This is a genomic window from Klebsiella sp. WOUb02, from assembly GCF_050058015.1.
In the GTDB taxonomy this organism is placed as follows: domain Bacteria; phylum Pseudomonadota; class Gammaproteobacteria; order Enterobacterales; family Enterobacteriaceae; genus Klebsiella.
The window spans coordinates 1,942,784-1,956,520 of the sequence record NZ_CP170110.1 but is presented as its reverse complement, the minus strand read 5'-3'; the positions used below and the strand labels follow the sequence as shown (position 1 = coordinate 1,956,520).

Below are 13,737 nucleotides of genomic sequence, written 5' to 3'. Positions count from 1 at the left end.
CAGGGTTATGTTTTCGCGATCTCCAGATAGAATCATCGTCTTGCGCTGCGGTTTAAAACATCAGGAATTTTTATGAAGCTCAATGGAAAACGCAGGAAAATCTGGTGGCTACTGGCCATTGGCGTACTGGCTCTGGCGATCTGGGGATGGCGGGTGCTGAACGCGCCGCTGCCGAACTACCAGACTCTGGTAGTGCGTAAAGGCGATCTCCAGCAGAGCGTGCTGGCAACCGGTAAGCTGGACGCGGTACGTAAAGTCGACGTCGGCGCGCAGGTGAGCGGGCAGCTGAAAACGCTGCGGGTGAGTATCGGCGACAAGGTACAGAAGGATCAACTGCTGGGGGTTATCGATCCCGAGCAGGCGGAGAACCAAATTAAAGAAGTCGAAGCGACGCTGATGGAGCTGCGCGCGCAGCTGAATCAGGCCCGCGCCGAACGTCAGCTGGCCGCCGTAACCCTGGCGCGTCAGCGGCAGCTGGCGCAGCGCCAGCTGGTTTCCCGTCAGGATCTGGATACCGCGGCCACCGATTTAGCGGTCAAAGAGGCGCAAATTGGCACCATTGAAGCGCAGGTCAAGCGCAACCAGGCCACGCTGGATACCGCGAAAACTAACCTCGATTACACCAAAATTGTGGCCCCGATGTCCGGGGAAGTGACGCAAATCACTACCCTGCAGGGGCAGACGGTGATTGCCGCCCAGCAGGCGCCGAATATTCTGACCCTCGCCGATCTCAGCACCATGCTGGTGAAGGCGCAGGTCTCTGAAGCGGATGTTATCCACCTGCGCGCCGGGCAAAAAGCGTGGTTCACTGTGCTTGGCGACCCGCTTACCCGCTACGAGGGGACCCTGAAGGACGTTTTACCCACTCCGGAAAAGGTGAACGACGCCATTTTCTACTATGCCCGCTTTGAGGTCCCGAACCCGCAGGGGATCCTGCGCCTCGATATGACGGCCCAGGTCCATATCCAGATGGCGGAGGTGAAAAATACGATCGCTATTCCGCTGAGCGCGCTGGGGGACGCCGTCGGTGAAAACCGCTATCGCGTGCGGCTGCTGCGCGCCGGCGAAGTCAAAGAGCGTGAGGTCACTATCGGTGCGCGCAACGATATCGATGTGGCGATAGTGAAGGGCCTGGACGAAGGCGATGAGGTTATCATCGGGGAAAGCGCGCCCGGGAAGACTAAATGACGGCGCTGCTCGAACTGCGTGATATCCGCCGCAGCTATCTCTCCGGCGACGGGAGCGTCGATGTCCTGAAGGGGATCACGCTGAGCATCGCCGCCGGAGAAATGGTGGCCATTGTCGGGGCTTCCGGCTCAGGTAAATCGACCCTGATGAATATCCTCGGCTGCCTCGATAAGCCGAGCAGCGGCACCTATCGGGTGGCGGGAACCGACGTGTCGCGGCTCAGCGGCGATGAGCTGGCCCGGCTGCGGCGAGAGCATTTTGGCTTTATCTTCCAGCGCTATCATCTGCTGTCGCACCTGACGGCGGTACAGAACGTCGAGGTGCCGGCGGTCTACGCCGGAACGGAGCGACGGGCTCGCCTGGAGCGCGCCCGCGAACTGCTGGTGCGCCTGGGGCTTGGCGATCGGGCGGAATATCAGCCTTCGCAGATCTCCGGCGGCCAGCAGCAGCGGGTGAGCATTGCCCGTGCGCTAATGAACGGCGGGGAAGTTATTCTGGCGGATGAGCCGACCGGCGCGCTGGACAGCCATTCCGGCGAAGAGGTGATGGCGATTCTGCACCAGCTGAAATCGCAGGGGCATACGGTGATCATCGTCACCCACGATCCGCTGGTCGCGGCGCAGGCAGAGCGCATCATTGAGATCCACGATGGCGAGATCGTGAGTAATCCGCCGCCTCAGGGGAGCGGAAGCGCCGGCGTTATTCGCCAGAACGCTGCGGCCGAACCCTCCGCCTGGAGTCAGTTCAGCAGCGGCTTTCGCGAAGCGCTGGTGATGGCCTGGCGGGCAATGACCGCCAATAAAATGCGCACCCTGCTTACCATGCTCGGCATTATTATCGGCATCGCTTCGGTGGTGTCGATTGTGGTGGTGGGAGATGCGGCGAAGCAAATGGTGCTGGCGGACATTCGCGCCATCGGCACCAACACGATCGATGTCTATCCCGGGAAGGATTTCGGCGATGACGATCCCCGCTTTCAGCAGGCGCTGAAGTATGACGATCTGCTGGCTATTCAAAAGCAGCCCTGGGTCAGCTCGGCGACGCCTGCGGTATCGAAAAATCTGCGCCTGCGCGCCGATAATATCGACGTTGCCGCCAGCGCCGAGGGCGTCGGCGCGCAGTACTTTAACGTCTACGGCATGACCTTTAGCGAAGGCAATACCTTCAATGAGCTGCAGCTAAGCAGCCGGGCGCAGGTGGTAGTGCTGGATAGCAATACGCGGCGCCAGCTCTTTCCGCACAAGGCGCGGGTGGTGGGCGAGGTTATTCTGGTCGGCAATATGCCCGCGACGGTGATTGGCGTGGCGGATGAGAAGCAGTCGATGTTCGGCAGCAGCAAAATCCTCCGCGTCTGGTTGCCCTATACCACTATGGCCGGAAGAGTGATGGGACAGTCGTGGCTGAACTCAATCACCGTGCGGGTGCGCGAAGGATACGATAGCGCCACCGCCGAACAGCAGCTGCTGCGTCTGTTCGAACTGCGGCACGGTAAAAAAGATGTTTTCACCTGGAATATGGACAGCATCTTGAAAACGGCGGAACGGACCACACATACTCTACAGCTGTTTCTGACGCTGGTCGCGATTATCGCGCTGGTGGTTGGCGGCATCGGGGTGATGAATATCATGCTGGTATCGGTAACCGAACGGACCCGGGAGATTGGCATCCGCATGGCGGTCGGAGCGCGAGCCAGCGACGTGCTGCAGCAGTTCCTGATTGAGGCTGTTCTGGTGTGCCTGGTAGGCGGCGCGCTGGGGGTGACGCTCTCGCTGATGATAGCCTTCATCCTGCAGCTGTTTTTGCCCGGCTGGGAGATTGGCTTCTCCCCGCTGGCGCTGCTGACGGCGTTTTTGTGTTCGACGCTAACCGGCGTGCTGTTTGGCTGGCTTCCTGCGCGAAACGCCGCCCGTCTCGATCCGGTGGATGCGCTGGCGCGCGAGTAGCGACAAAAAAATGCCAGTCAGAAGGACTGGCATTTTACTGGCAGGATGTACACAATGAAGCGAAAGAGTTATGCAGTCGCTTCCGCTTCTACAGGAACAATCACGCTGGCGTGATTACCTTTCGGTCCCTGGTGAACATCAAACCGAACGGATTGTCCGGCTTTTAGCGTTCTGTAACCATCCATCTGAATGGTGGAGTAATGGGCGAAAATGTCTTCGCCTCCGCCCTCAGGGCAAATAAAACCAAACCCTTTGGCATTGTTGAACCACTTAACAGTACCCATTTCCATACTTCGACATCCTTCGTAATTCTTTCTAAGTAAGATGGAATGAACCGGTAGTGGAGTGACGAGTTGTTCAAATGCTCGCCAACTCTCGCCAGTACAATTTAGAGAAATACGAAAAGGCGTCAAGCGATTGACGGTAGGGGAAGGCGAAAAATGCGTCAAAATTTGAAGCAGTTAACGCTATTGCCGGGGAATGTGACAGACATCGCGGATGGAAGTAATAGATGATAGTTATCTATGTTCTATTGTAGATTTGTGATGGACATAACTTTTGATCATCGACAGGCCACCGCCTGTTGGCAACAGCAACCGATGATGAATACTGACGATGAGTAAGAAAGATTGGCTGGACTTCGATCAGCTGCTTGAAGACGAAGTGCGCGATGAGCTTAAACCACCATCGATGTATAAAGTGATATTGCTCAATGATGACTACACTCCAATGGAGTTTGTTATTGACGTGTTACAAAAATTCTTTTCTTATGATGTAGAACGTGCAACGCAACTGATGCTGACGGTTCACTATCAAGGTAAAGCGATTTGTGGTGTATTTACCGCAGAGGTTGCGGAAACCAAAGTCGCGATGGTGAGCCAGTATGCGAAGGAGAACGAGCATCCATTGCTGTGTACGCTAGAGAAAGCCTGAAGACAGGCATGAAAATTGGGGGAGGTGCCTATGCTCAATCAAGAACTGGAACTCAGTTTAAATATGGCTTTCGCCAGAGCGCGCGAGCACCGTCATGAGTTCATGACCGTCGAGCACTTGCTGCTGGCGCTGCTCAGCAACCCTTCGGCCCGCGAAGCGCTGGAAGCGTGTTCCGTGGACCTGGTGGCGCTGCGTCAGGAACTCGAAGCCTTCATCGAACAGACCACGCCTGTTCTACCCGCCACGGAAGAAGAGCGCGACACTCAGCCGACGCTGAGCTTCCAGCGCGTACTGCAGCGTGCAGTCTTCCACGTACAATCCTCTGGCCGCAGCGAAGTGACCGGCGCCAACGTTTTGGTCGCTATTTTTAGCGAGCAGGAGTCGCAGGCGGCCTATCTGCTGCGTAAACATGAAGTCAGCCGCCTTGACGTGGTGAACTTCATCTCTCACGGTACGCGTAAAGACGAGCCGAGCCAGCCTTCCGAAAACAGCGGAAGCCAGCCCAGCAATGAAGAGCAAGCAGGCGGGGAGGATCGTATGGAAAACTTCACCACCAACCTCAATCAGCTTGCTCGCGTGGGCGGAATCGATCCGCTGATTGGCCGCGAAAAAGAGCTGGAGCGCGCCATTCAGGTTCTGTGCCGCCGCCGTAAGAACAACCCGCTGCTGGTGGGTGAGTCCGGCGTCGGTAAAACCGCGATTGCCGAAGGGCTGGCCTGGCGAATTGTGCAGGGCGACGTGCCGGAAATCATGGCCGACTGCACGATCTATTCGCTGGATATCGGCTCCCTGCTGGCAGGAACGAAATACCGCGGTGATTTTGAAAAACGGTTCAAAGCGCTGCTGAAGCAGACTGGAGCAGGATACCAACAGTATTCTGTTCATCGATGAAATCCACACCATCATCGGGGCGGGCGCCGCTTCCGGCGGCCAAGTCGATGCCGCCAACCTGATTAAACCGCTGCTCTCCAGCGGCAAGATTCGGGTGATGGGCTCGACGACCTACCAGGAGTTCAGCAATATCTTCGAAAAAGACCGCGCGTTGGCCCGGCGCTTCCAGAAGATAGACATTACTGAACCTTCGGTAGAAGAGACGGTGCAGATTATTAACGGCCTGAAGCCGAAGTACGAGGCGCACCACGACGTGCGTTACACGGCGAAAGCGGTGCGTGCGGCGGTCGAACTGGCGGTGAAATATATTAACGATCGTCATCTGCCGGACAAGGCGATAGATGTTATCGACGAAGCGGGCGCGCGGGCGCGGCTGATGCCGGCCAGCAAGCGGAAGAAAACGGTTAACGTGGCGGATATCGAATCGGTGGTGGCGCGCATTGCCCGCATCCCTGAGAAGAGCGTCTCCCAGAGCGACCGCGATACGCTGAAAAATCTTGGCGATCGGCTAAAAATGCTGGTCTTTGGTCAGGGTAAAGCTATCGAGGCTTTAACCGAAGCCATCAAGATGGCGCGTGCCGGGCTGGGCCATGAGCATAAGCCGGTGGGCTCCTTCCTGTTCGCCGGACCTACCGGCGTCGGGAAAACCGAAGTCACCGTACAGCTGGCCAAGGCGCTGGGTATTGAGCTGCTGCGCTTTGATATGTCCGAGTATATGGAGCGTCACACCGTCAGCCGTTTGATCGGTGCGCCTCCGGGCTACGTTGGTTTCGATCAGGGCGGGCTGCTGACCGATGCGGTGATTAAACATCCGCACGCGGTGCTGCTGCTTGATGAGATTGAGAAAGCGCATCCGGACGTCTTTAACCTGCTGCTGCAGGTGATGGACAACGGTACGCTGACCGACAATAACGGCCGCAAGGCGGACTTCCGCAACGTGGTGCTGGTGATGACCACCAACGCCGGCGTGCGCGAAACCGAACGTAAGTCGATTGGCCTTATTCATCAGGATAACAGTCCGGATGCGATGGATGAGATCAAGAAGATCTTTACGCCGGAGTTCCGTAACCGCCTCGACAACATTATCTGGTTCGATCATCTGTCAACGACGGTGATCCATCAGGTGGTGGATAAGTTTATCGTCGAGCTGCAGGTTCAGCTGGATCAGAAAGGCGTGTCGCTGGAAGTGAGCCAGGAAGCGCGAGACTGGCTGGCGGAAAAAGGCTATGACCGGGCAATGGGCGCGCGTCCAATGGCGCGGGTGATTCAGGATAACCTGAAGAAACCGCTGGCCAACGAGTCTGCTGTTTGGTTCGTTAGTTGATGGCGGACAGGTTACCGTCGCGCTGGATAAAGAGAAGAGTTCGCTGACCTATGACTTCCAAAGTGCGCAGAAGCACAAACCGGAAACGGCGCATTAATTCTTACTCTAAAACGTCAAAAACCGGCCTGTGGGCCGGTATTTTTATGTCCGCAGCCGCTTAGCGGAGAGAGGATGTAAAAAGACCGGGGATTATCCCGGCCTTTCGCATCGGACGCCACGAGGGCGGAAAACTATCAGCGACTACGGAAGACAATGCGGCCTTTGCTCAGGTCGTACGGGGTCAGCTCAACAGTCACTTTGTCGCCCGTCAGAATGCGGATGTAGTTCTTACGCATTTTACCGGAAATATGCGCAGTTACCACGTGACCGTTTTCCAGTTCTACGCGGAACATTGTGTTAGGCAACGTGTCAAGTACGGTGCCCTGCATTTCAATATTGTCTTCTTTGGCCATCTAGTCCTCTGGGGTATCACTACCGTAGTTTTGAACCGGCAAGATAATGCCGAAGTTCAGCGAGTAAGTAAAGTTTTACGTTTATACCGCTACACTTCGCGTTGCATCCACGCTGGCTGCGTTCATCGGCCCCGGCTACCTGTTTCGGTAAGCGCTGGGGAGCCGTTCACTTGCCGCCCGCCTGCAACCCGATCTATTGCGTGTCTATAGACTTTATCTTGCTGGCTGCCTTAGTTCTCACGGTCACATAGTTATTGATGCAGCCTGGCGTTTGGTTTGTCGTCCCGGCGCATCATGAATAAGTTTGGGTTTAAATCACTGAAGTAGTTTTGGCGCATTGCCCGGAATGCACGCGGATAAACCGCACGACAGGCGCAAACGTAAAGGGGGGAGTGACAGAACGATGGGCGTTATCTGACTCTTATTATTCCCAAACGGCGGCGGGGCAACGGGCAGAAGCTACTCTACCGCGCAATTATACCATCCCGGCGAAGAATGTGCTGAAAACATTTACGCATTGCCGGTAAATAGCACCCTCGGTACCCAAAATCGTTCCGGTAAACGCCGGCTGCGCAACTGCGCCAGGCGATCGAGATAGTCGCGGCGGGGAATTTCGACGGCGCCCAGCGACGCGGTGTGATTATTGAGCACCTGGCAGTCAATGAGCTGGCCGCCATCGCGCATAAACGCCTGGCAGAAGACCAGCAGAGCCGTTTTAGACGCGTTTTCCGCATGGCTGAACATCGACTCGCCGCAAAATAGCGCCCCCTGAGCCACGCCGTACATCCCGCCAACCAGCGTCTCGCCGCGCCACACCTCGATTGAGTGCGCGTGCCCCAGCTCGTGCAGGCTGGTGATAGGCCTTGACGATGCCGGCGGTTATCCAGGTGCCCTCATCGCGATCGGTGGCGCAGCCCTCAATCACTTCGCCAAAAGCATGGTTCAGCGTCACGCGATAGGGAGAGCGTTGGTGAAAGCGCTTCATGCTGCGGCTGAGATGAAACTCTCCGGGCCACAGCACCGCGCGGGGATCGGGAGACCACCATAAAATAGGATCCCCCGGTGAAAACCACGGAAAGATGCCGTGCTGATAGGCCATCAGCAGGCGCGCCGGGCTAAGATCGCCCCCCAACGCCAGCAGGCCATTCGGTTCACGCAGGGCGCCTTCCGGAGCGGGGAAGGCAATGGACTGACGGGAGAGCTGAACCAGACGCATTTTAACCTCAATACGCACCAGTAATTGTCCAGTATATTCGCTGTCTTTCAGGCGCCGGCGTGCAATCTGCGCCCGTGGCCGGGGGCCAGGGGCTCGCATAGCACGCTTGCCTGAAACTCATAGAGTATATACACAAAATCATTCGGGGTGCCCCGCGGCGATGGCCCGATAACGATTGACCTACAGGCGCTGCTTAAACTGGTAGTAACGCCCCTGTTGAGCCAGCAGTTCTGCGTGACTACCTTGCTCAATAATCTTCCCGTTGTCCATGATAATTATCTGATTAAAACGCGCCAGCCCGCGCAGGCGGTGGGTGACCATCAGCACGGTTTTTTCTTTCATGACTTCGGCAAGTAAATCAAGTATTTGACTTTCCGTTGTCGCGTCCAGGCCCTCGGTCGGCTCATCGAGCAGCATCAGCGGCGCGTCGTGAAGCAGGGCGCGGGCAATCGCCAGCCGGCGCAGCTCGCCGCCGGAAAGCTGGCGGCCGCCTTCTCCCAGCCAGGCGTTGAGGCCGCCGTCGTCGAGTAGTTTGCCCAGCCCAACCCTCTCGAGGACGTTTGCCAGATGCGCGTCGCTCGCCTGCGGCGCCGCCAGCAGCAGGTTGTCGCGCAGGGTTGCGCTAAACAGGTGCACGCGCTGAGGAACCACGCTCATCGCGCGGCGCAGGGTCGTCTCGTTGAGCTGCATAAGCGGCAGGTCGTTAAGCAAAATCTCTCCCCGGGCCGGATCCCAGGCGCGGGTAAGTAGCTGCAGCAGGGTCGATTTCCCGCAGCCGGTGCGTCCGAGAATGGCGATATGCTCGCCGGCGGCAACCTGTAACGAGACATTCTCCAGCGCCGCGGTGGGTTGCTGCGGATAGCTAAAGGTGACCTGATTCAGCGTCAGCGCCACGCGTGAGAAGGTCTGATCCGCGTTTTGCGCAAAAGTGACTTCCGCCGACTGCTCGGTGATTTGCGTAATCCGACGCGCGGAGGCGATGACCTGTCCGAGGTGCTGGAACGCGCCGGTGACCGGCGCCAGCGCCTCAAACGCCGCCAGGGCGCAGAAAACGAAGAGCGCGATCAGCGCGCCAGGCTGGCTGTTGCCGCCCACGTCGGCGGAGGTCAGCCACAGCATTGCAATCACCGCGACGCCGCCAATCAGCAGCATCAGCGCCTGGGAAAGCGCCGTAAGCTCGGCCTGACGGCGCTGGGCATCCAGCCAGCGCTGTTCCGTTTTTTCCAGCTGCTCGCGGTAGCGATCGCTGGCGTTAAACAGCATCAGCTCCGCCTGTCCCTGCAGCCAGGCGGTGAGCTGCTGGCGGTACTGGCCGCGCATTTGGGTTATGGCCTCACCGGCAGGTTTACCGGCCCGGTAAAATAGCGGCGGCAGTATCAGCACGGTCAACAGCATAATACCGCCCAGCGTCAGGGCCAGCGTGACGTCCAGAATGCTTAAGCCGACGGTGACCACCAGAATAACCACCAGCGCCCCTACCAGCGGCGAAATAACCCGCAGATAGAGGTGATCCAGGGTATCGACGTCGGCAACGATGCGGTTAAGCAGCTCGCCCTGGCGAAAACGCGCCAGCCCGGCAGGGGAGAGCGGCAGCAGCTTGCTGAACGTGAAAACGCGCAGATGCTGCAGGACGCGAAAAGTCGCATCGTGGCTCACCAGCCGTTCAAAGTAGCGCCCGGCGGTACGAATAATCGCCGCGCCGCGCACGCCGGCGGCGGGCAGCATGTAGTTAAAACTGTAGATGCCGGCAACGCCGACAACGGACGAGGCCGACAGGAACCAGCCTGACAAGGTTAGCAGCCCGATGCTGGCCAGCAGGGTGACGATCGCCAGCACCACGCCGAGCATCAGCAGCCACAGGTGCCGCTTGTACAGCGCCAGATAAGGTAACAATGCGCGCATTTAAATCTCCTCCTGACGATGGGCCAGCAGGGTCGCGAAGGGTCCTTCAGCGGCGGCAAGCTGCGAATATTCGCCCTGCTCGACAATCTGTCCGTTTTGCATCACCCAGATAGCGTCCCAGCCGGCTATGCCTTCGAGCTGGTGAGTGACCATCAGCGTGGTTTGCTGCGAAGAGGCGTTTGACAGGGCCTGCATCACCCGCTGTTCGCTGTGGGCGTCAAGGCTGGCGGCAGGCTCATCGAGCAGCAGCAGACGGCAGGGAACCAGCAGCGCGCGCGCGACGGCAATACGCTGCGCCTGCCCAACCGAGATGCGGGCCGCCTGATCGCCAACGGGCGTATTAATGCCCTGCGGCAGCTGCGAGATAAATTCGCTTACCCAGGCCTTATCCAGCGCCAGTTGAAGCAGGGCTTCGGTCGCTTCAGGCCACGCCAGGAGAACGTTTTCACGCAGCGTGGCCGCAGGCAGCTGCGGGTTTTGTCCAACCCAGCTCAGCAGGCGATGCCAGCGCTGGCTATCGAGATCGCGCAGCTCAACGCCGTTGACCATCAGCGATCCGTCGTAGGGCAGAAAGCCCGCCAGCATATTCAGCAACGAGCTTTTGCCGGAGCCGCTTTGCCCAACCAGCACCACCCGCTTGCCGGCAGGCAGGGAAAAGTTCAGCGGCCCTGCCAGCACTTTACCCTCCGGAGATTTGATGCGCAGATCGCGCGCTTCAAGGCTCACCAGTTCGCTGTCGCTAAGCACCTTCTCGCCGCGCTCGGCTTGCGCCAGCGGCGTTTCCATAAAGGCTTTCAGGCTGTCCGCGGCGCCGATGGCCTGCGCTTTCGCGTGGTAAAAGGTTCCCAAATCGCGCAGGGGCTGGAAAAACTCCGGCGCGAGGATCAGGGCCAAAAAGCCGGCCATCAGGGTGACGCCTGCGCCGTAATGGCCAAAGTTAAGTTCGCCCAGGTAGGAGAAACCGAAATAGACCGCCACCAGCGCGATGGAGAGGGAAGTGAAAAATTCCAGTACCCCGGAGGAGAGAAAGGCGAGACGCAGAACGTCCATCGTGCGCTGGCGGAAATCCTGCGAAGCCTCGCGGATATTGTCGGTTTCCGCAGCGCCGCGATCGAAGATTCGCAGCGTTTCCATACCGCGCAGGCGGTCAAGGAAGTGGCCGCTCAGCCTCGCCAGCGCCTGGAAGTTGCGGCGGTTTGCATCCGCGGCGCCCATGCCGACCAGCGCCATAAACAGAGGGATCAGCGGCGCGGTGCCGAGAAGAATCAGCGCTGCCGCCCAGTTAATCGGGAAAATAGTGATAACGATGAGCAGGGGGACGCACGTGGCCAGGGTCATCTGCGGCAGGTAGCGCGCATAGTAATCGTGCATATCGTCGATTTGCTCAAGGATAAGCGTTGCCCAGCTGCCCGCTGGCTTGCCCTGGATCCACGCCGGGCCGGCCTCCTGCAGACGGTCGAGCACCTGGCGACGGATCTCATAGCGGATATGCTGCCCGGCATAAAATCCCACCCGCTCGCGCAGCCATACCACCCACGCGCGAAGGACGAAAACCAGCACCAGCACGGTAAACGGCAGCACCAGCGCCGTAGCCGGAATATTTTCCATTATCATGCGGTGCAGGATCCGCGCCAGCAGCCAGGCCTGAGCGACGATCAGCAGGCCGCTGACGACGCCCAGCGCGCGGGAAATCATCAACCAGCGACGGGAGAGAATGCTCTGTTCTTTTAACCAGCGGGTTAACTCTTGTTGACGGGTTTTATTCATTGCGCACTTAGCAGGTGGAGTTATAAGTTTTTGGGCACGGCAATGTTACAACGCGGAAAAAATAAAGGCGACTTTTCGTCGCCTTCTTTACCTTTGTTACTGACTTGTAAAGATTATTTGCAAGCGTCGGCCAGGCCGTCGAGATAGCGCTCGGCGTCCAGCGCGGCCATACAGCCGGTGCCGGCAGAGGTAATGGCCTGACGGTAGATGTGGTCCATCACGTCGCCGGCGGCGAAGACGCCAGCAACGCTGGTCTGGGTCGCGTTGCCGTGAATGCCGGACTGAACTTTGATATAGCCGTTTTCCAGCTCCAGCTGACCTTCAAAAATCGCCGTGTTCGGGCTGTGGCCGATAGCGACAAACAGGCCCGCGACTTCCAGCGACTCGACATTGTCGGCATTCTGCGTATCGCGCAGGCGCAGGCCGCTGACGCCCATCTGGTCGCCGGTCACTTCTTCCAGAGTACGGTGGGTATGCAGCACGATGTTGCCGCTTTCCACTTTGTCCATCAGGCGTTTGATGAGAATTTTTTCCGCGCGGAAGGAGTCGCGACGGTGGATCAGGTGGACTTCAGCCGCGATGTTAGAAAGATACAGCGCTTCTTCAACCGCGGTGTTGCCGCCGCCGATAACCGCGACCTTCTGGTTACGGTAGAAGAAACCGTCGCAGGTAGCGCAGGCGGAAACGCCGCGGCCTTTAAAGGCTTCTTCAGACGGCAGGCCGAGATAGCGAGCGGAAGCGCCGGTAGCGATAATCAGCGCGTCACAGGTGTATTCGCCGCTATCGCCGACCAGGCGGAACGGACGGTTCTGCAGGTCGACGCTGTTGATATGATCGAAAAGAATTTCGGTTTCGAACTTGGCCGCATGCTCGTGCATACGTTCCATTAGCAGCGGGCCGGTCAGATCGTTCGGATCCCCAGGCCAGTTTTCCACTTCCGTGGTGGTGGTCAGCTGACCCCCTTTTTCCATTCCGGTAATCAGCACCGGATGCAGGTTTGCACGTGCGGCATAGATCGCAGCGGTGTATCCCGCAGGTCCAGAACCAAGAATTAGCAGCTTACTGTGTTTGGCCGTGCCCATGAGAACCCCATAATTTATTGGCATACATTGGGCTGGATTGTAGGGAATTTGTTGACGTAAAAAAAGAGCATAGCGATTTTGTTAACGATATGTGCAATAGCACCCGCCGATGAACTGGCGATTTAACGAACGAAGAATATAACTAATTCTACTGTCAGCAGCACAATTATAAGAGGAAAACATGAGAATCAACGGGGGTGGATAATGAATATCTGGCATCTTGTACTAAAAATCGATGTTTTGCTTTGACAATCCCCTGTGCTTTTGCGAAAACATTCATGGAAGAAGAAAAGCAGCGTTTTGCGTGTGGCGAATTTTCATGCATGCAAATGCCATTTTTATCCGGGTTAGCGAAATCTACGCATGGTGTGGACAGACGCCATGCGTGATGTCGGTGGCTGCCGTCAGGCAACGGGCTTCTCACGTACCCCTGGGTTACCCAAGTCGTACGGGTAAGAACAGGATGGGCTCTGGCAGTGAAGGCTCAGAGTCAGAACAGGAGTAGGGAAGGAATACAGAGAGACAATAATAATGGTAGATAGCAAGAAGCGCCCTGGCAAAGATCTCGACCGCATCGATCGTAACATTCTGAATGAGTTACAAAAAGATGGACGTATTTCTAACGTCGAACTTTCTAAACGGGTGGGACTTTCTCCGACGCCTTGCCTTGAGCGCGTGCGTCGTCTGGAAAGACAGGGTTTTATTCAGGGCTATACGGCGCTGCTTAACCCGCATTATCTGGATGCATCACTTCTGGTATTTGTTGAGATTACTCTGAATCGTGGCGCGCCTGATGTGTTTGAGCAATTTAACGCCGCTGTGCAAAAACTTGAAGAAATTCAAGAGTGTCATCTGGTATCCGGCGATTTCGACTACCTGTTGAAAACCCGCGTACCGGACATGTCAGCGTATCGTAAACTACTGGGCGAAACCCTGCTGCGCCTGCCGGGCGTAAACGACACCCGTACCTACGTGGTCATGGAAGAGGTCAAGCAGAGCAATCGTCTGGTAATTAAGACGCGCTAACACGGAACAGGTG

9 protein-coding genes and 2 pseudogenes are annotated in these 13,737 nt (G+C 57.4%); 5 read left to right on the top strand and 6 right to left on the bottom strand.

All coding sequences use genetic code 11. The annotated features are described in order from the left end of the window. Nucleotides 1-72 precede the first annotated feature (72 nt). Nucleotides 73-1,188 carry a macrolide transporter subunit MacA gene (gene macA, locus ABOC21_RS16390; protein WP_426815308.1) on the top strand — a complete coding sequence of 372 codons (1,116 nt, stop codon included), beginning with the start codon at nt 73-75 and terminating at the stop codon, nt 1,186-1,188. After that, the gene (macB, locus tag ABOC21_RS16385) at nt 1,185-3,131 is read left to right on the top strand and encodes a macrolide ABC transporter ATP-binding protein/permease MacB (RefSeq protein WP_426815307.1); all 1,947 of its coding nucleotides are present in this window, start codon (nt 1,185-1,187) and stop codon (nt 3,129-3,131) included. Before macA ends, macB begins: the two co-directional genes overlap by 4 nt. A gap of 68 nt (nt 3,132-3,199) precedes the next feature. Here macB and cspD read toward each other — a convergent pair whose 3' ends face one another. Further along, a complete protein-coding gene (gene cspD / locus ABOC21_RS16380) occupies nt 3,200-3,421 on the bottom strand; it encodes a cold shock-like protein CspD (protein ID WP_426815306.1) in 222 nt (73 codons plus the stop codon). 325 nt (nt 3,422-3,746) lie between these two features. On the opposite strand from cspD, the gene clpS reads away from it, so the two are divergent. Then, nucleotides 3,747-4,064: an ATP-dependent Clp protease adapter ClpS gene (clpS, locus tag ABOC21_RS16375; RefSeq protein ID WP_095095606.1), complete on the top strand. Its 318-nt coding sequence runs from the start codon at nt 3,747-3,749 to the stop codon at nt 4,062-4,064. A 30-nt stretch (nt 4,065-4,094) separates the two neighbouring features. Next, nucleotides 4,095-6,376, top strand: a pseudogene (clpA, locus tag ABOC21_RS16370) (ATP-dependent Clp protease ATP-binding subunit ClpA). A gap of 136 nt (nt 6,377-6,512) precedes the next feature. On the opposite strand, the gene infA reads toward clpA, so the two are convergent. The 5 genes and pseudogenes from infA to trxB all read right to left on the bottom strand — a co-directional run bounded on the left by infA (nt 6,513) and on the right by trxB (nt 12,698). Beyond that, nucleotides 6,513-6,731, bottom strand: coding sequence for a translation initiation factor IF-1 (infA, locus tag ABOC21_RS16365; RefSeq protein WP_002211347.1), 219 nt, complete (start codon nt 6,729-6,731; stop codon nt 6,513-6,515). Between the two features lie 510 nt (nt 6,732-7,241). Beyond that, nucleotides 7,242-7,947: pseudogene (gene aat / locus ABOC21_RS16360) on the bottom strand (leucyl/phenylalanyl-tRNA--protein transferase). 180 nt (nt 7,948-8,127) lie between these two features. Beyond that, nucleotides 8,128-9,849, bottom strand: a complete 1,722-nt coding sequence (gene cydC / locus ABOC21_RS16355) for a heme ABC transporter ATP-binding protein/permease CydC (protein WP_426815305.1) — start codon at nt 9,847-9,849, stop codon at nt 8,128-8,130. Continuing rightward, nucleotides 9,850-11,616 carry a heme ABC transporter permease/ATP-binding protein CydD gene (gene cydD / locus ABOC21_RS16350; protein ID WP_426815304.1) on the bottom strand — a complete coding sequence of 589 codons (1,767 nt, stop codon included), beginning with the start codon at nt 11,614-11,616 and terminating at the stop codon, nt 9,850-9,852. Nucleotides 11,617-11,729: 113 nt separating this feature from the next. Then, on the bottom strand, nt 11,730-12,698 hold the full coding sequence (trxB, locus tag ABOC21_RS16345) for a thioredoxin-disulfide reductase (RefSeq protein WP_426815303.1): 969 nt from the start codon (nt 12,696-12,698) through the stop codon (nt 11,730-11,732). A 531-nt stretch (nt 12,699-13,229) separates the two neighbouring features. Here trxB and lrp point away from each other — a divergent pair. Further along, nucleotides 13,230-13,724 carry a leucine-responsive transcriptional regulator Lrp gene (gene lrp / locus ABOC21_RS16340; protein WP_000228469.1) on the top strand — a complete coding sequence of 165 codons (495 nt, stop codon included), beginning with the start codon at nt 13,230-13,232 and terminating at the stop codon, nt 13,722-13,724. Nucleotides 13,725-13,737 lie beyond the last annotated feature (13 nt).